Below are 17,012 nucleotides of genomic sequence, written 5' to 3'. Positions count from 1 at the left end.
GGCGTGGACGCTTATTGGAATGAACGTTTTTCGATCCAGGCCACACATTACCTGTCTTTAGCGATTATTTCGCCAGCCCTGCAATGCAGGGCGACACAAACAGCTCACCGTGCCAGGCACCCAGCACCGTGCGCCGCCCAACGATCAGCCACATCACCACCAGCATGGCCACCAGCACAGCACCGAACACGCCGAAGAAACCCAGGCCCAGCAGCTCGGAAAGCTTCAGTGTCGTTAGCGCGTACACGCCCAGGGGAAAGGTAAAGCCCCACCCGCCTAGGTTGAAGGGAATGCCTTCGCGCAAATAGCGCGCGGTGATCAGCAGCGCCATCAACATCCACCACAACCCCAGGCCCCACAGCGTGATGCCAGCCACCAGGCCCAAGCCGGCGGCGATGTCGCCCACGCCGGGCAGGCCATTGGCGGCAAAAATCAGCGGGGCATCGTTGCCCAGCAGCAACATGCCCAAGGCACCGGTGCCAATCGGGCCGAGGGCCAGCCAGCTCGAGGCGGCCATGTTCTCGTGAGGCAGTTTGTGCAGGGCCATGCGCAACAGCAGAATCGTCAGGATGCTGAACGCCACGGGCAGGGAAAAGGCCCAGAGCACGTAACTGGTCACCAGCATGACCAGTTGCCCATGGACGTCGGCCAGATGCGGCGCCAACAGCCCGCCGCTGGCCGCCGCGACTTCGGCGGCCACCACCGGCAACAACCACACGGCGGTCATCTGGTCGATCCGGTGTTCCTGGCGGGTGAACATCAAGAAGGGGATCAGCACGCCACAGGCCAGCGACATGGCCACGCCCTCCCCCCAGCGCGGCAGCCCAAGGACCAGAAAGCCGTTGATGATGGGCGCCAGCCCCATGGGAATGGTGCCGAAAAACATCGAGACCGTCGAATGGCCGACAATCCGTCGCGCTTCGTCGAAGAACAGCACCCAACGGGCCGTGTACATGAGGGCGAACACCACGAACAACAGCGTGTTGAACAACCACAACCCTTCGCCCAAGGCGCGCAGGCCCGGCATCTGCGCCGGCCATTGCGCCAAGGCCAGCGCCAGCACACCGGTGCCCATGGTCACGGCGAACCAGTTAGGTGTGAATTGGCGAATGGCTTCCAGCGGCCTGGGCAAATGGCTCAACGGGCGCAAGCGGTTTTTGGCGGCATAGCATGTCATGGCGAACTCCTGTCCCCGGATGAGGTGGAGCCATGCTAGGGCTGGATCGAATATCCATATAACGGGTAATTTCTCTATATGTAATCTGTTTTACAGATAAGCGTCAGACGCTGCCCTCGGTTTCGATCACCAGGATTCTCGCTTCGCCCAAAGGCTTGGCGACATGTTCGGTGCCCACCGAGGCGTAGAAAATGTCCCCAACGTCCAGCAGGGTCGCCTTTTCGACACCCTCTTCCCGATAGCACATCCGCACTTGCCCATCGAGCACCACGAAAACTTCCTGGCCGTCGTTGACGTGCCATTTGTACGGCTGATCGGTCCAGTGCAGGCGCGTGGTGATGCCGTTCATGTTGGCGATATCGAGCGCCGCCCAGGCACGGTCACCGGTGAAGGACTTGCTGCGAATGATTTTCAAGGGATCCGGCCGTAAGAAGGTTGAGGTGCCAAGACTAACCCACTGCCGGCGGCTCCTGCATGCCGGGTTTCAAGGCCGAACGCCATCGCTGACTGGTTTCACCGACTGACGCAGTCGAGCGGCTGATCAATGGGGTGCTGGCGCCGACGGTGATCCGCATTCTCTTTGCTAACGCGCCGCTGGAGGTTGGGGAGTTGTATCGGCTGGTGGATATTGCGTTGGGTCAGTAAGGTCGCCATCGCGAGCAAGCTCCCACAGTGGACTTGTGGTGTCAGCCATATCTGCGTTCACCACAAAACCCTGTGGGAGCCGAGCTTGCTCGCGATGGCGGCGGTACATCCAGCATCCCAGTGACAGGTACACCGCCTTCGCGAGCAAGCCCGCTCCCACAGTGGGCTTGCGGTGTCAGCAATATCTGCGTTCACCACAAAACCCTGTGGGCGAGCTTGCTCGCGAAGGCGGTGGCACATTCAACATCGATGCAAGCTGACCCAGCGCTTTCGCGAGCAGGCTCGCTCCCACATGGGTTCTCCAGTGGACATAAGATTTGTATCCACCACAGACCCAATGTGGGAGCGAGCCTGCTCGCGAAGAGGCCCGAAAGAACACCCAATAACCCGAGTACTCCCCCACCTGCGACACCCCCACCACGCCTCGACCTTGGTCGACACTGACGAACCCGAGCGGGCATGCGAGACTGTCCTGCCGGGCTCAAGCCCCGGTGTCTTTGTCGGGGAGTTTCCATGTCGTTGTCCAGCGGGCTGATCGCCGTTGTCGCCCTGGCCTATATGGCCATCATGTTCGCCATCGCCTTCTACGGCGACCGGCGCAGCACGCCGCTGCCGCCACGGGTGCGGGCCTGGGTCTACAGCCTGTCGCTGGCGGTCTATTGCACCAGTTGGACGTTCTTTGGCGCCGTGGGCCAGGCCGCCGAACAGCTCTGGTCATTCCTGCCGATCTACCTCGGGCCGATCCTGCTGCTGGTGTTCGCGCCGTGGGTGCTGCAGAAAATGGTGATGATCAGCAAGCAGGAGAACATCACCTCCATCGCCGACTTCATTGCCGCCCGCTACGGCAAATCCCAATCCCTGGCGGTGGTGGTCGCGTTGATCTGCCTGGTCGGCGTGCTGCCGTACATCGCCTTGCAGCTCAAGGGCATCGTGCTCGGGGTGAACCTGTTGATCGGCGCCGGCGCCGATGCCATGGGCACGCGCGCCCAGGACACCGCGCTGATCGTCTCGCTGATCCTGGCGCTGTTCACCATCGTGTTCGGTACCCGCAACCTGGACGCCACCGAACACCACCGCGGCATGGTGCTGGCGATCGCCTTCGAATCCCTGGTCAAGCTGTTCGCCTTCCTGGCCGTCGGTGCGTTCGTCACGTACGGCCTGTATGACGGCTTCGACGACCTTTTCAATCAGGCGATGCTCGCCCCACGCCTGGAGCAATACTGGAAAGAAACCATCAACTGGCCGTCCATGGTGGTGCAGACCGGGGTGGCGATGATGGCGATCATCTGCTTGCCACGGCAGTTCCACGTGACCGTGGTGGAAAACATCGAGCCCCAGGACCTGCGCCTGGCCAAATGGGTGTTTCCCGCCTACCTGGCCCTGGCCGCGCTGTTCGTGGTGCCCATCGCTCTCGCCGGGCAAATGATGCTGCCCAGCTCGGTGCTGCCGGACTCGTTCGTCAACAGCCTGCCGCTGGCCCAGGCCCACCCGGCCCTGGCCGTGCTGGCGTTCATCGGCGGCGCCTCGGCGGCCACCGGCATGGTGATCGTCGCCAGCGTGGCGCGGTCGACCATGGTTTCCAACGACATGTTGTTGCCGTGGCTGCTGCGCCGCAACGCCGCCGAACGCCCTTTCGAGGTGTTCCGCCAGTGGATGCTCTCGGTGCGCCGAGTGAGCATCGTGGTGATCCTGTTGCTGGCCTACGTCAGTTACCGTCTGCTGGGTTCGACGGCGAGCCTAGCGACCATCGGCCAGATCGCCTTCGCCGCCGTGACCCAACTGGCCCCAGCCATGCTCGGTGCGCTGTACTGGAAACAGGCCAACCGCCGCGGCGTATTCGCCGGCCTCGCCACGGGGATCTTCCTGTGGTTCTACACCTTGGTCCTGCCGATCGCCGCCCACAGCCTCGGCTGGTCGCTCAGCACCTTCCCGGGCCTGGCCTGGTTGCACGGCAATCCGCTGAACCTGCCGATTACCCCGCTGACCCAAGGAGTGGTCCTGTCCCTGGCCGGCAACTTCACGCTGTTTGCCTGGGTGTCCGTGCTGTCGCGTACACGCGTCTCGGAGCACTGGCAGGCCGGGCGCTTCATCGGCCAGGAAATCAGCGCCCGTCCCAACCCCCGCTCGATGCTGGCGGTGCACATCGAAGACCTGTTGCAACTGGCCGCGCGTTTCGTCGGTGAAGAACGCGCGCGGCAGAGTTTCATCCGCTTTGCCTACCGCCAAGGCAAAGGCTTCAACCCGAACCAGAACGCCGACAGCGAATGGATCGCCCACACCGAACGCCTGCTGGCCGGTGTACTCGGCGCCTCTTCGACACGCGCCGTGGTAAAAGCCGCTATCGAAGGTCGGGAAATGCAGCTTGAAGACGTGGTCCGGATCGCGGACGAAGCGTCGGAAGTGCTGCAGTTCAACCGCGCACTGCTGCAAGGCGCCATCGAAAACATCAGCCAGGGCATCAGCGTGGTCGACCAATCCCTTAGGCTGGTGGCGTGGAATCGTCGCTACCTGGAACTGTTCAACTACCCGGATGGCTTGATCAGTGTCGGCCGGCCCATTGCCGACATCATCCGCTACAACGCCGAACGTGGCCTCTGTGGGCCGGGCGAGGCGGAAGTCCACGTCGCCAGGCGCCTGCACTGGATGCGCCAGGGCCGCGCCCATACCTCCGAGCGACTGTTCCCCAACGGCCGGGTCATCGAGCTGATCGGCAACCCCATGCCCGGTGGTGGTTTCGTCATGAGCTTCACCGACATCACCGCCTTCCGCGAGGCCGCGCAGGCGTTGACGGAAGCCAACGAGGGGCTGGAGCAACGGGTGGCCGAACGCACGCGGGAATTGTCCCAACTGAACCTGGCCCTGACCGACGCCAAGGGCACCGCCGAAGCGGCTTACCAGTCCAAGCCCCGGTTCCTGGCCGCGGTCAGCCACGACCTGATGCAACCGCTCAACGCCGCGCGCCTGTTCTCCGCAGCGTTGTCCCATCAGCACAACGCGTTGCCGAGCGAGGCCCGGCAACTGGTGCACCACTTGGACAGTTCGCAGCGCTCGGCGGAAGACCTGATCACCGACCTGCTGGATATCTCCCGCCTGGTAAACGGCAAGATCAACCCCGACCGCAAGCCCTTCGCCCTCAACGACCTGTTCGACACCCTCGGTGCAGAGTTCACGGCGCTGGCCCAGGAGCAAGGCTTGAAGTTCCGGGTTCGCGGCTCATCCCTGCGCGTGGACAGCGATATCAAGCTGCTGCGACGTATTTTGCAGAACTTCTTGACCAACGCGTTCCGCTACGCCAAGGGGCCGGTGTTGCTGGGCGTGCGCCGGCGCAACGGCGAGTTGTGCCTGGAGGTCTGGGATCGCGGGCCGGGCATCGCCGAGGACAAGCTGCAGGTCATATTCGAAGAGTTCAAGCGCCTGGACAGCCACCAGACCCGCGCCGAAAAAGGCCTGGGGCTGGGCCTGGCCATCGCCGACGGGCTCTGTCGCGTGCTGGACCATAGCCTGCAGGTGCGCTCCTGGCCGGGGCGTGGCAGCGTGTTTAGTGTCAGCGTTCCCTTGGCCCAGACGCAAACTGTCGCACCTAGCGCCGTGACCGAGCCCAACGGTCATTTGCCAAGCGGCGCGCAGGTGCTGTGCGTCGATAACGAAGACAGCATCCTGATCGGCATGAATAGCCTGCTGACGCGCTGGGGTTGCCAGGTGTGGACGGCGCGCAACCGCGAGGAATGCGAGCGTTGGCTGGCCCAGGGCGGCCGACCGCAACTGGCGCTGGTGGACTTTCATCTGGACGACGGCGAGACCGGCACCGAACTGATGGCCTGGTTGCGCAGGCGCATGGAAGAACCGGTGCCGGGCGTGGTGATCAGCGCCGATGGTCGGCCCGAGACGGTGGCACTGGTGCATGCGGCAGGCCTGGATTACCTGGCCAAGCCGGTGAAGCCGGCGGCGTTGCGGGCGTTGTTGAGTCGGCATTTGCCGTTGTAACTTCGGCAAATGATAGCTCCTATGGCGAGGGAGCTTGCTCCCGCTTGAGTGCGCAGCACTCACAAGAAAGAGGGCCGCTGCGCAGCCCAGCGGGAGCAAGCTCCCTCGCCACAGGGTGCTGTTTTTGCCTTGAGATCTGATTCAGCCCGAGGGCGGCTTCAGCTTTGGGTTCGCTTCAGCCCTGGGTTTTCTCGCTGGCTTCTTCCGGCAACTCCGGCAGCCCATCCGCATCGGTCATCGCCCGTTCGAGCAGTTCGCTGGGCAAGCTCTTGCTGGCCCGGGCGCCAAGCAGCTTGAGTTGTTCGCTGCGGCTGACCAGGTTGCCGCGCCCTTCCGTCAGTTTGTTGCGCGCTGCGCTGTAGGCTTTGTCCAACTGCTGCAAGCGACTGCCGATCTCGTCCAGATCCTGGATAAACAAAACGAATTTGTCATACAGCCACCCGGCCCGCTCGGCGATTTCCCGGGCGTTCTGGCTCTGGCGTTCCTGCTTCCACAAGCTGTCGATCACCCGTAGTGTCGCCAGCAGCGTGGTCGGGCTGACGATCACGATGTTGCGGTCGAAGGCTTCCTGGAACAGGTTCGGCTCGGCTTGCAGGGCGGCGGAAAACGCCGCTTCGATCGGCACGAACAGCAACACGAAATCCAGGCTGTGCAAACCGTCCAGGCGCTTGTAGTCCTTGCCGGCCAAGCCTTTGACGTGAGTTCGCAACGACAGCACATGTTGCTTGAGGGCGAGTTGGCCGATGGCGGCATCTTCGGCCGCCACGTACTGCTGGTAGGCCGTGAGGCTGACCTTGGAATCGACCACCACTTGCTTGTCGCCCGGCAGGTAAATCAACACGTCCGGCTGGAAACGCTCACCGTCCGGACCCTTGAGGCTGACTTGGGTCTGATATTCGCGGCCCTTCTCCAGGCCGGCATGTTCAAGCACCCGCTCCAGGATCAGTTCGCCCCAGTTGCCCTGGGTTTTCTGGCCCTTGAGCGCGCGGGTGAGGTTGGTGGCCTCGTCGCTCAGGCGCAGGTTGAGTTGTTGCAGGCGTTCCAGTTCCTTGCCCAGGGAGACACGCTCCCGGGCCTCGGCCTGATAACTTTCTTCAACGCGTTTTTCGAAGGACTGGATGCGCTCTTTCAGCGGATCGAGCAACTGGCCCAGGCGTTGCTGGCTGGTTTCGGCGAAGCGTTGCTCACGTTCATCGAAGATCTTTCCAGCAAGCTCGGCGAACTGTGCCCGCAGCTCATCTCGCGAACCTTGCAGGTCATCCAGGCGTTGCTGATGACTTTCCTGTTGCTCGCGCAGTTCGGCCTGCAACGACGCCGCCTGGGCATCGAGCCGACGCAGCTCGGCTTCCTTGTTGGCGCGTTCAAGGTTCCAGGCGTGGGCCGCATCCCGCGCATTGTCGCGCTCGATCTGCAGCAAATCGACTTCGCGACAGGCCGCGGCAAGCTCGGCTTGCTTGGCGGCGTTGGCCTGGCTCAGGTCGCTGATCTCGTCGCGGCAGGCATCGAGCTGGGCGTTGAGGCCATCGTGGGCCATGTGGGCCGTGGCCAGGCGCTCTTCCAGCAGAGCCAATTCGGTCTGGGCAGTGGCGGCTTGGCGTTGCAGGTGCCAGGCCAGTGCCAGCAACGGCACCGCGGCGCCTGCCAGGCCAAACAACAGGCTGGTCAAATCCATAGCCATGACAATTCCTGCCGATCAAATAAAGCCCGAAGGTTAACCAAGCGGCTGGGGGTTGCCCAGCGCAGTCTGCGATTTCAGTCTTCGATTTCACCGAGGGCCCGGCGGGCACGATCATCGCCGGCCCGGGCGGCCTGGCGCAGCAGGTCGTGGCCGATGCGTCGATCCCGAGCGTTGCCGCATTCACGGCACATCAACTGCCCGAGACGACTTTGCGCAGCCACCACGCCTTCACGGGCCGGTTGCTTGAGCAAACGACCGGCGAGGTGCTTGACGCTGGGGCTGTCCCCGAGCCGCGGGCTGTCGAGCAGCCACTCAGCCACCCGCATCGACATACGCTTGGGTGGGGTAACACCAGAGGGTGCGGAAGTAACAGGATTTGATACTGAGCGAAACTTCATAAACACTGTGGGACAGATCGGAAGGCGCGCCACTTTACTCCTTTTTTCGTACGGGTAAAGCCGAAAAAAAACCGGCACGCCCGTGCTAGAGCAAGCGCTTGGGACAATCCACAGAAGCTGTGGATAAGTCAGTGGACAACCCACCCTGAACTCGCGCAAAGCCCTGTGGAACGGGGCCTGGGCTCAAACTGACGATTTTTTCACCAGTAAAAAAAAGCGATGTTTTTCATTGACTTAAATTTTGGATACAGGCACCCACCCCGGATTGTTTCGACATGACAGTAAGGTGACAAGTGGTGCGGCGAGTGTGCACAAGTAACAGCTGAACGGGTTATAACGCTGCGATTTTTTGGCGCATCTGGCGGTATGAAGCTGGGGATAACCTGAGGCCATGGGTTACGCGTGGGTAACGTAACCGCAGCAACTGCCGTTGGGATCCTGTGCTACTCCTTCGTCCTTCGAAAAACCACACCGTGGCGAGGGAGCTTGCTCCCGCTGGGCCGGGCGGGCGCTCCAGCGCGCAGCGGCCCTTTCTTTTGGGGCCGCTGCGCAGCCCAGCGGGAGCAAGCTCCCTCGCCACAGGCCATACCCGACTTGCTGCCAGGGCTAATTTGAATATTTTTCAACCACCCCTCTTCCCTTCATGGGATCGATCCGTTAGTATCCGCGGCGTTAGTACCAAGCTGAAAGTCAATTCCGGGTCGAACACATCTCCGCGGTCAGCCATCCTCCAAAGGACGCTCACCGAAAAAAGGAGACCGACCCCCTCGATGGTTTCCAGGTAAACCTTGCGCCAACACAGCCTTCGATCGAATGCGAAGGGTGTTGCCAGGCTCATTACTCTGACCGAACCAACCTGCAAAATTGATCAGGATCTTCACCCCGGGCCCAGAACCTTTGCCCTCGATGTGTTGCCTGCCCTCCTAAGTACCTACCTGCCAGCCCAAGCGCGCACTTTATATAGCGCTCAAACTGGCTGCTTTGTTCCAGTCGGGTTCTTCGTTCGACCAATGGTGGTCGACGTTACTGGAACGTTTTAACGTTGCACGGTTCTTAACCGTGTCATTTGTAGGAACACCCATAACATGTCTACTCAAATCCAGACACAGGATGCCATCCGCACCCTAACCAACGCTTTTGCTCCAATGAACTGCCTGATCATGGCCGCTCGCAAAGGCTGCTTCAGCTTCACGCTGGTCAACGAACACGGCATCGCCCGTCACAGCGAACGCCTGTACCCCGACCAGTACTCCAGCGCCGAACCGCTGCAGGCCGTGATCGAGCGTACCCGTCAGGCACTGGTTGCCTGAGACGCAGAAAGGCTGAAACCCCCAAGGCCCCGCCCATGAAGCGGGGCTTTTTATTGCCCGAAATTTCTCGATAAAGCGAAACGGCGTAAGCACCAAGGGATATAACAGTTATAACCGTTCGCCGAAGATGTTTTAAAAACAGTCCTTTACAGCGGGAATATGACACTACACTTCAAGTCAAGCGGCATGATCCGCTTCTGGCGGAGCCTGGACCGATCCACTGCTGCCAAGCCCACACTCCTCAGGCTCCGCCCACCTCACATCACGAGGGTTTTATGGGTATCGCTGCCAGCGAACTGTGTCGATATGTGATCCGCCCGACACTCCTCTACCTGGAGTGTCACAGCGCAACCGCGGAATCCTTGTTGCTGGGTATTGCCGCCAGCCAATCTGCCCTGGGTTCAGCCCTGCATGATCGCCGCGGACATGGCCTGTATCGCATCACAGAGCCCCGACACCAAGCCCTTTGGGACCATTACCTGGCGCGGGATCCGGAACGGGCCAGCCTGGTGCGCGGCCTGGCCAGCCAGCACGCCTTTCTCAGCGGCCCGCACCTGGAATTGACCGTCAACCTGCGCTACGCCACCGCCATCGCCTGGCTGTTGGTGGAGGAACAGAACACCGCGCTTCCCGACGCCGATGACCTGCTGGGCATGGCTCGCATCTGGCGCCAGACCTTTCATCCCCAAGGGCGCCTGCGAGATTTCACCTGCGCTTGGCGAAGCTGTATTTCACCGCTGAATCAGGTCGCTTGCTGACGGGAAATTTGGAAACTTCCCACAACGGTCGCGAATCTGGTCGGATTGTCCTACAAAACCGCTCTAAATCAAGCCATCCAGGCTATAGCGCTTGAACGAAAATGTTGGTAATTTTCGCCCCGGTGATCACCAGGAGTTCTAACAATGAAAAAAATGATGCTCAAAACCACACTTGGCCTTGCCGTTACCTTGGCATCCACGCAACTTTTCGCCAGTGGCTTTGCCTTGAACGAACAAAGCATCAGTGGCATGGGCACTGGTTTCGCAGGACGTTCTTCTTCTGCCGATGACGCCAGCACCGTGTTCGGCAACCCTGCCGGCATGTCGCGCCTCAAGCGCCAGCAAGTCACTGGTGGTTTCGCCGCCATTGATGCCTCGACCGACATCGACGATGCCAGCGGCACCCAGTCCGGTACCAACAAGGGCGACATGGTTCCGCTCACTGGCGTTCCGATGGGTTACTACGTCAAGCCTATCGATGATCAGTGGGCTTTCGGCTTGGGTGTCTATGCACCGTTCGGCTTGATCACCGATTATGAAAATGGCTTCCAAGGCCGTAACTTCGGCAGCAAGAGCGAAGTGAAGGTCGTCACTTTCCAGCCAACCGTCAGCTATGCCTTCAACGACAAGGTCTCGATCGGTTTCGGCCCGACCATCAACCGTATTTCCGGCTCCCTGGAATCGGATTTGACCTCGCCGCTGTCGCCGAATGACGGTAGTGTGAAGATCAAGGGTGACGACATCGGCTATGGCTACAACATCGGCTTGCTGGTCCAGGCGACCGATACCACCCGTGTTGGCCTGACCTACCACTCCAAGGTCAAGTACAAGCTCGAAGGCCACACCGAAATCAGCCCTGGGGCGGGCACGCCTCCCAGCCTGCTGAACGGCGCGCGCTACGATGCTTCGCTGGACATCACGACGCCTGAATCGGTGGACTTTTCGGTCACGCAGCAAATCAACGATGCCTGGACCGTCTACGCGGGCAGCACCTGGACGCGTTGGAGCCGCCTGAAAGAAATCACCGTGAACAATGACGGTGTGACGCCAGCGACGGGTGGCGCTTTCGCGCCGGGGTTCTTCAGCTCCATTACTGAAGAACAGAACTGGCACGACACCTGGGCCTACGCCATCGGGACCTCCTACCAGTTGAACAAGCAGTGGGTACTGCGTACCGGCCTGACCTTCGACCAGGCGCCGACCAACAACACCGACCGCTCGCCACGCATCCCGACCGGCGACCGGACCATCTTCAGCCTGGGCGCCGGTTGGAGCCCGACCGATGACCTGACCATCGACGTCGCTTATTCCTACCTCAAGGAAGAAAAAGTCAACGTCAGCGGCGACAACGCCCTCGGCCAGTCCTACAACGCCAAATACGAAAACAGCGCCAACGGTTTCGGTGTGGGTGCAACCTACCGCTTCTAATGTTTCACGGCGAAACTGAACCTCTCGCCACCTGAAGCAAAAAAAGCCCCGCTCTCTGCAAGGAAGCGGGGCTTTTTCGTGACGGGCAATCAGGGTTTTGAGGCGATGGCCGTCTCCACAGCCTTGATGAAATCCGGATCGTCAGGCTTGATCCGACTGGAAAAACTGCCAACGACTTTACCCTGGCGGTCCACCACGTACTTGTAGAAATTCCACTTCGGCGCGGCGGATTGATCAGCCAGGTGCTTGAACAGCGGTATCGCATCCGCACCACGCACCGGTTGTGGTTCGGTCATGGTAAAGGTCACGCCGTAATTGACGTAGCAGACCTTGGCGGTTTCTGCCCCGTCCTTGGCTTCCTGCTTGAAATCATTGGACGGCACGCCCAGCACTTGCAAGCCTTGGTCCTTGTAGCGCTGGTTGAGCGCCTCAAGGCCTTTGAATTGCGGGGCGAACCCACAGAAGCTGGCAGTGTTGACCACCACCAGGGGCTTGCCGGCGAAGCGCTGGCATAAGTCGACGGTTTCCTTGGCCCGCAGCTTGGGCAACGCACCCTCCAGCAACGGCGGGCAGTCGGCGGCCCAGACTTGCCCGGTCACAGCCAGCAACAGGGCGGGAACAGCAAACCAGCGCATCAACATGTCGGTATGTCCTTAAAAACGTGTCAGACCACGACGTTACTCGCCGCGTCCGATGCCGTCCATTGTTCAGCACGTGCCCATGCCCAGTTGCATCAACGCCAAGCCGCCCTGATGCCAACCCCACCAGGCAAACGCCAGCAGCAGGCCGGCACCGACAGCGATCAACCACGGGCCGACGCGACTCATGCCGCACCGACCTGGACTTGCAAGCGCGCCACTGGCCGCTCACGCACCGGCCAGTTCAACGCCGCCGCCAACAGGCTGAGCAGGATCGACACCTGCCAGATCAAGTCGTAGCTGCCGGTGCGGTCATACTCCACCCCGCCCAGCCACCCACCGAGGAACGAGCCCAACTGGTGGAACAGGAACACGATCCCACCCAACATCGAGAGATTTCGTACACCAAACAACGTCGCCACCGTGCCATTGGTCAACGGCACCGTCGACAGCCACAGAAAGCCCATCGCCATGCCGAACAGGTACGCCGTGGTGGTCGTTACCGGCAGCCACAGGAACAAACCGATCACCACCGCCCGCATCAGGTACAACCCGGTCAGCAGGCGCGGCTTGGACATGCGCCCGCCCAGCCAGCCGGCGGTATAGGTGCCGAAAATATTGAACAACCCGACCAGGGCCAACACGGTGGTACCGACGCTGGCGGGCAGGTGTTGGTCCACCAGGTACGCCGGCAGATGCACGCCGATGAACACCACCTGGAAACCGCAGACAAAGAAGCCCACCGCCAGCAGCCAGAACCCGGAATGGCTGCACGCTTCGCGCAAGGCTTCGGCCAGGGTTTGTTCATGGCCGGCCACCGGCAACGGCGAATCCTTGAGCATGCTCACCAGTGGCACGATCAACGCCACCAGCAACCCCAGCGCCAGCAGCGCCGCCGACCAACCGAGCCAGCCGATCAACCCCAACGTACCCGGCAGCATGGCGAACTGGCCGAAGGAACCGGCAGCACTGGCGATGCCCATGCCCATGCTGCGTTTTTCCGGCGGCACGGCCCGTCCGACCACGCCCAGGATCACCGAGAAAGACGTGCCCGACAGGCCGATGCCAATCAACAGCCCCGCACTCAGCGACAAGGACCATGGCGAGTCGGCCATGCCCATGAACGCCAAGCCGACGGCATAAAGAACCCCGCCGATGAGCACCACTTTCGCCGCGCCGAAGCGGTCGGCCAAGGCGCCGGTGAAAGGCTGCGCCAGGCCCCAGATCAGGTTCTGCAAGGCAATGGCGAAGGCGAACACCTCACGGCCCCAGCCGAACTCGGCACTCATGGGCGCCAGGAACAGCCCGAAGCCATGCCGCACCCCCAGTGACAACGCCAGGATCAGCGCGCTGCCCACCAGGACCCAACCACAGGTACGCCACATCGATGTCATTCTTATTCTCCGGTCGCGGGTATATACCCACTTATCATCGGACGAACCGGCTTCACGCCAGTTCATCCAGCAAGGCCAGCAAGGTCGCACGTTTTTCGGCACCCAGCTTATCGATCAGTTTCTGTTGCGCCGCTTCCCAGGCCGGCAATGCCGCCGTCAACCGGGCCTGCCCCGCCTCGGTGAGCACAACGATGCGATTACGCAAATCGTCGCCCTCAGCCAGCTTCACCAGCCCCTCGCCTTCCAGCACCCTCAGGTTGCGTCCGAGGGTGCTGCGGTCCAACCCCATGGCCTCGGCCAGGGATGAGATGCTCGGCTGGTCCAGGCGCGCCAGGTTATTGAGCAAGGAATACTGGGCAACGTTGATCCCGAAGCCATCGAGAGCGCCGTCGTAGTACCTGCTGACGCCACGGGCGGCGCGACGCAGGTTGATGCACAGACATTGGGAAGGAAGCATGGTGCGTGTATATACCCGGGATTGATTGAATGCAAATTTAAATGGAGAAATATTAAACCTGGGCTGAGGGATCTAGCGAATCCCCTTACCACAGTGAATCAACCAAATTTTAAAAAATACCAAAGATATCAATAGTTTCGGTATGACAGCCTTTCAACCATTCATCATTTCGCATCCACCACCTGTCATGTCTGACAGGTTTCAAGTGGTTTGAATCGAGCTATAACGAAACCGTTCCTACAGCCCCCAAGGTCTGAATCAGGGTCGTGCGAGCCACGCCAAGAAGTAGGGAGACTTCGCCGCCCCATGCCATTTTCGTTAAATGGGAGTGTTCATCATGTATCGCACCGACCCAATCAGCACCCATCCCGCACCTGCCCAAGGCAATTTCCAGTCCGAAGATTCGCAACAACCGACAGCGGTCAAACTCACCCGCAAGGAAACAGAGGTTCTACAGTGGAGCGCCGCCGGAAAGTCTTCCTGGGAGATCAGCCAAATCATCAACTGCAGCGAAGCCGGCGTGAACTATCACTTTGGCAATATCCGGCGAAAGTTTGGTGTGAATTCGCGCTGGACGGCGGCGTTCAAGGCGCTGGAACTGGGTTTGATCAATAAGCCACTCATTAAGTAACCCTCCTCCTCGCAATCCCTCAAGCTTCAAGAGACCGCCATCGTTGACCCAGCATGGCGGTCATGCCCAATCCAGCGGTGTGCCGAACGAGCAGAGGGTCGCTCAACCTTAGGCACCGGCCCGAACGCTGGCGCCCTCACTAACCGTCATCAGTCTCCCCAGCGCGTCGTAATCCAGCGTGCGCGCCAACTCATCCTGCGTCATGTTGCCATCGGCATCGTATTCAAGTTGGATTTGCCGAGGATAGTCAGCATGCGTGTTGGTCACCCTGCTCAGCTGTGTCGGATCCTCGCCCTCGAAAAAATAGTGAGCGTCGTTGCGCCCCTCTGGGAAGTCGGTCAGCACACGCGTCAGGTTATCCAGTGCGTCGAATCTGAATGTCTGCGCTCTGATCGCCTTACCATAAGGGTCGATTGGAGACAGGGGCCCTGTGCAGAAGTAGTTCGTCAAACGCCCCCGTAGATCGTATTCATAACGCTCGTCACGCAAAATCTCGCCACCCTCGCTCAGACATTTATGTTCCAGGGCATCCACGGCGTTGTACGCCTGCATCAATTGCTGCTGCCAGCCCGCCCGGTCGAACGTGCGCAAGATCTCGCGGCCAAGCGCGTCATATGTCAGGCCAATACGCAACCACAACATCTGTACCCCATCATGGGTTTCAATGACGCAGGTCTGCCCCAGATCATCGTAAGTAAATTGCGACACGGTAGTGCCAAGTCGGGTCGATCTCAGGCGTCCAGCGTTGTCATAGTCATAGCTTTGGGTCTGACCCAGGACATCGGTATAGCGCAACAGCCGCCCGCGAAAACTGTAGACATATCCCATCTGGTATTGACGGTCGTTTTCGCGGCGCGTCTCGCTTCTCAGCTCTCCGGTGCTGTAGTACTCCCGAACCAGTTGCTGATCGCCTTCCTGGCAATCGAGTAAACGAGCGGTAAGCTTGTCATAGCTGTAGCTGGAGTCACCGCCCGGCAAACGCCGCCGTGTGGGCTCCTCACCTAATGACGGCACATATTCGTAAACTACTTCCTGCCCCGAGGCAGTGAGTACCGAAGCGGGTTGGGCCTGGCCAGGCTCATAAATCATGTGACGTACACGGCCACCGGTATTGGACAGCGTCATACGGTCGAGCCCATCGAAACGCTGCTCACCCAATACCACGCCATCGACACTGATCTTCGTTGGCAGATCCTCGCTGCTGTGTTCAGCATATGCACGTACGATCTGTGCGTTATCGGGCAGCACGGTCACTGTCATGCGGTCATAGGCATCGTAGCGATACTCGGTGATCGCATCGCGCGCGTCAGTCTCTCGTACCGTACGCCCGAGACCGTCGTAAACATAACGGTGCACACTGATCAGTTGTCCCGCCAGATCATGACGCTCGATGCGTTCCGGTTTTTCGAACTTACCTAACCACGTTGTCTCCACGCCCGTGTGCAAGAGCTCATCACTGGAGCTCTGACGCCAGGCACGTACGATCGGCACAACCCTGTCACCGATCGGGTCGGTGATTTCGAACGTTTTGACACCGTCCGGACCGGTCACGCAGGACTGCTGGCCCCAATCATCAAATTCGTAGACGCTGGCCAATGGCAGTAATTGTGTTTCCAACCAATCAAATTCGGTTTCTTCGACCAGGTTCTCAAACACATCGTATCGAGCCGAATATACAGGCCGCCATGGCTTGCCTACCGGGTCGTCGTCCACGTCTTGGCGATCTTCCAGGACCACCCGGTTTAGTCCATCGAAGAAACTGCGCGTCCGCACCCCCTTGACGTCGATAAGCTGTTGCATCGCTTGTTGCCCATCCAGGGACGTCAAGACATAGGTGTAGTGGCGCGTGGCTTCGAACTCGGTTTCCGGCGCCACGGTTTCACTGGTCACTCGCTGGAGCGCATCGTAGGTGGTGCGGATCACGACATCATTGTCGTCCTGGCTGAGCAGCACCTGGCCATGAAGCACTGAATGCTGCCGGGTGATTATTTTTTGCACATTTCGGGCTTTGCCATTTCGATCCGGCTCGCCATGGTCGAAGCCCGTCAGGGTTTCCAGGGTCTGCAACACGGTCTCGGCACCCGCCTCCCCGTCTATCTTTTCATAGCAAAAATCCGTGGTCGTGGCGTTGCCATTCTTCAATTCAACGTGTTGCAGGGGCCTGCCGTGCCGAAAGGCATCGGTGGGGTGGTCGATGTACTCGAAGAGACTCCTGTGCTGTTCTGTTTCCCCATCCCCCCGAACCTCAAGCAGCACTTCACTGGCCATGAGCAAACTGCCCTCAGGCAGGCTATTGTCCAGCGGCGACAGTTCCATATAGCGATACCGAGTGCGCAAGACCGGCGCCTGACCCTCGTGCCCTTCGGCCGGGTGCACCGTTTGGCAACGCAGATTGCGCACGAAACCGTGCGGGTCGGCGGGGCAATGCACGTCTCCATCGTCATCGACGTAGCCGTCGACCGGGTAGTATTCGTAGTCCGTGGTTATACCGTTGGGCTGGCGCTCTTGCAGCAG

At 60.4% G+C, this 17,012-nt stretch carries 13 protein-coding genes; 5 read left to right on the top strand and 8 right to left on the bottom strand.

Annotation, left to right across the window (positions count from 1 at the left end):
• Nucleotides 1–64: 64 nt before the first annotated feature.
• Entirely contained in the window at nt 65–1,177 is a 1,113-nt protein-coding gene (locus HGO40_RS21455) for a TDT family transporter (protein WP_250964650.1), read from the bottom strand.
• A gap of 103 nt (nt 1,178–1,280) precedes the next feature.
• On the bottom strand, nt 1,281–1,592 hold the full coding sequence (locus HGO40_RS21450) for a cupin domain-containing protein (RefSeq protein ID WP_250964649.1): 312 nt from the start codon (nt 1,590–1,592) through the stop codon (nt 1,281–1,283).
• Nucleotides 1,593–2,335: 743 nt separating this feature from the next.
• On the opposite strand from HGO40_RS21450, the gene HGO40_RS21440 reads away from it, so the two are divergent.
• Nucleotides 2,336–5,806: a hybrid sensor histidine kinase/response regulator gene (locus tag HGO40_RS21440; RefSeq protein WP_250964648.1), complete on the top strand. Its 3,471-nt coding sequence runs from the start codon at nt 2,336–2,338 to the stop codon at nt 5,804–5,806.
• A gap of 175 nt (nt 5,807–5,981) precedes the next feature.
• On the opposite strand, the gene HGO40_RS21435 is transcribed toward HGO40_RS21440, so the two are convergent.
• Nucleotides 5,982–7,370, bottom strand: a complete 1,389-nt coding sequence (locus tag HGO40_RS21435) for a DNA recombination protein RmuC (protein ID WP_250964669.1) — start codon at nt 7,368–7,370, stop codon at nt 5,982–5,984.
• Nucleotides 7,371–7,558: 188 nt separating this feature from the next.
• On the bottom strand, nt 7,559–7,882 hold the full coding sequence (locus HGO40_RS21430; protein ID WP_186728746.1) for an SEL1-like repeat protein: 324 nt from the start codon (nt 7,880–7,882) through the stop codon (nt 7,559–7,561).
• A gap of 1,085 nt (nt 7,883–8,967) precedes the next feature.
• Here HGO40_RS21430 and HGO40_RS21425 point away from each other — a divergent pair.
• From HGO40_RS21425 to HGO40_RS21415, 3 genes are all read left to right on the top strand, one after another.
• Nucleotides 8,968–9,192, top strand: a complete 225-nt coding sequence (locus tag HGO40_RS21425; RefSeq protein WP_008051046.1) for a hypothetical protein — start codon at nt 8,968–8,970, stop codon at nt 9,190–9,192.
• A gap of 275 nt (nt 9,193–9,467) precedes the next feature.
• The gene (locus HGO40_RS21420; protein ID WP_250964647.1) at nt 9,468–9,950 is read left to right on the top strand and encodes a hypothetical protein; all 483 of its coding nucleotides are present in this window, start codon (nt 9,468–9,470) and stop codon (nt 9,948–9,950) included.
• A 144-nt stretch (nt 9,951–10,094) separates the two neighbouring features.
• On the top strand, nt 10,095–11,378 hold the full coding sequence (locus HGO40_RS21415) for an OmpP1/FadL family transporter (RefSeq protein WP_250964646.1): 1,284 nt from the start codon (nt 10,095–10,097) through the stop codon (nt 11,376–11,378).
• Between the two features lie 89 nt (nt 11,379–11,467).
• Here HGO40_RS21415 and HGO40_RS21410 read toward each other — a convergent pair whose 3' ends face one another.
• The 3 genes from HGO40_RS21410 to HGO40_RS21400 form a co-directional block, all read right to left on the bottom strand.
• On the bottom strand, nt 11,468–12,019 hold the full coding sequence (locus tag HGO40_RS21410) for a glutathione peroxidase (RefSeq protein WP_250964645.1): 552 nt from the start codon (nt 12,017–12,019) through the stop codon (nt 11,468–11,470).
• 182 nt (nt 12,020–12,201) lie between these two features.
• A complete protein-coding gene (locus tag HGO40_RS21405) occupies nt 12,202–13,410 on the bottom strand; it encodes an MFS transporter (protein ID WP_250964644.1) in 1,209 nt (402 codons plus the stop codon).
• Between the two features lie 52 nt (nt 13,411–13,462).
• Complete coding sequence (locus tag HGO40_RS21400) at nt 13,463–13,867, bottom strand: MarR family winged helix-turn-helix transcriptional regulator (RefSeq protein WP_250964643.1); 405 nt, start codon at nt 13,865–13,867, stop codon at nt 13,463–13,465.
• A gap of 337 nt (nt 13,868–14,204) precedes the next feature.
• On the opposite strand from HGO40_RS21400, the gene HGO40_RS21395 reads away from it, so the two are divergent.
• Nucleotides 14,205–14,498: a helix-turn-helix transcriptional regulator gene (locus tag HGO40_RS21395; RefSeq protein WP_250964642.1), complete on the top strand. Its 294-nt coding sequence runs from the start codon at nt 14,205–14,207 to the stop codon at nt 14,496–14,498.
• A 108-nt stretch (nt 14,499–14,606) separates the two neighbouring features.
• Here the strand turns inward: HGO40_RS21395 and HGO40_RS21390 are convergent.
• Nucleotides 14,607–17,012: RHS repeat domain-containing protein (locus tag HGO40_RS21390; protein WP_502943347.1), on the bottom strand; the 2,406-nt coding region annotated here is incomplete at its 5' end.

Source organism: Pseudomonas sp. CG7 (genome assembly GCF_023701885.1).
In the GTDB taxonomy this organism is placed as follows: Bacteria; Pseudomonadota; Gammaproteobacteria; order Pseudomonadales; family Pseudomonadaceae; genus Aquipseudomonas; species Aquipseudomonas zanjanensis.
Note: the sequence above shows the minus strand (reverse complement) of the source record. Positions and strands in the feature narration are given on the sequence as shown.

Excerpts from the sequence above, each read along its gene's own strand:
- HGO40_RS21455 (WP_250964650.1), bottom strand. The coding sequence starts at position 1,177 with ATGACATGCTATGCCGCCAAAAACCGCTTGCGCCCGTTGAGCCATTTG.
- HGO40_RS21395 (WP_250964642.1), top strand. The coding sequence starts at position 14,205 with ATGTATCGCACCGACCCAATCAGCACCCATCCCGCACCTGCCCAAGGC.
- HGO40_RS21420 (WP_250964647.1), top strand. The coding sequence starts at position 9,468 with ATGGGTATCGCTGCCAGCGAACTGTGTCGATATGTGATCCGCCCGACA.
- HGO40_RS21440 (WP_250964648.1), top strand. The coding sequence starts at position 2,336 with ATGTCGTTGTCCAGCGGGCTGATCGCCGTTGTCGCCCTGGCCTATATG.
- HGO40_RS21400 (WP_250964643.1), bottom strand. The coding sequence starts at position 13,867 with ATGCTTCCTTCCCAATGTCTGTGCATCAACCTGCGTCGCGCCGCCCGT.
- HGO40_RS21430 (WP_186728746.1), bottom strand. The coding sequence starts at position 7,882 with ATGAAGTTTCGCTCAGTATCAAATCCTGTTACTTCCGCACCCTCTGGT.
- HGO40_RS21405 (WP_250964644.1), bottom strand. The coding sequence starts at position 13,410 with ATGACATCGATGTGGCGTACCTGTGGTTGGGTCCTGGTGGGCAGCGCG.
- HGO40_RS21425 (WP_008051046.1), top strand. The coding sequence starts at position 8,968 with ATGTCTACTCAAATCCAGACACAGGATGCCATCCGCACCCTAACCAAC.
- HGO40_RS21410 (WP_250964645.1), bottom strand. The coding sequence starts at position 12,019 with ATGTTGATGCGCTGGTTTGCTGTTCCCGCCCTGTTGCTGGCTGTGACC.
- HGO40_RS21415 (WP_250964646.1), top strand. The coding sequence starts at position 10,095 with ATGAAAAAAATGATGCTCAAAACCACACTTGGCCTTGCCGTTACCTTG.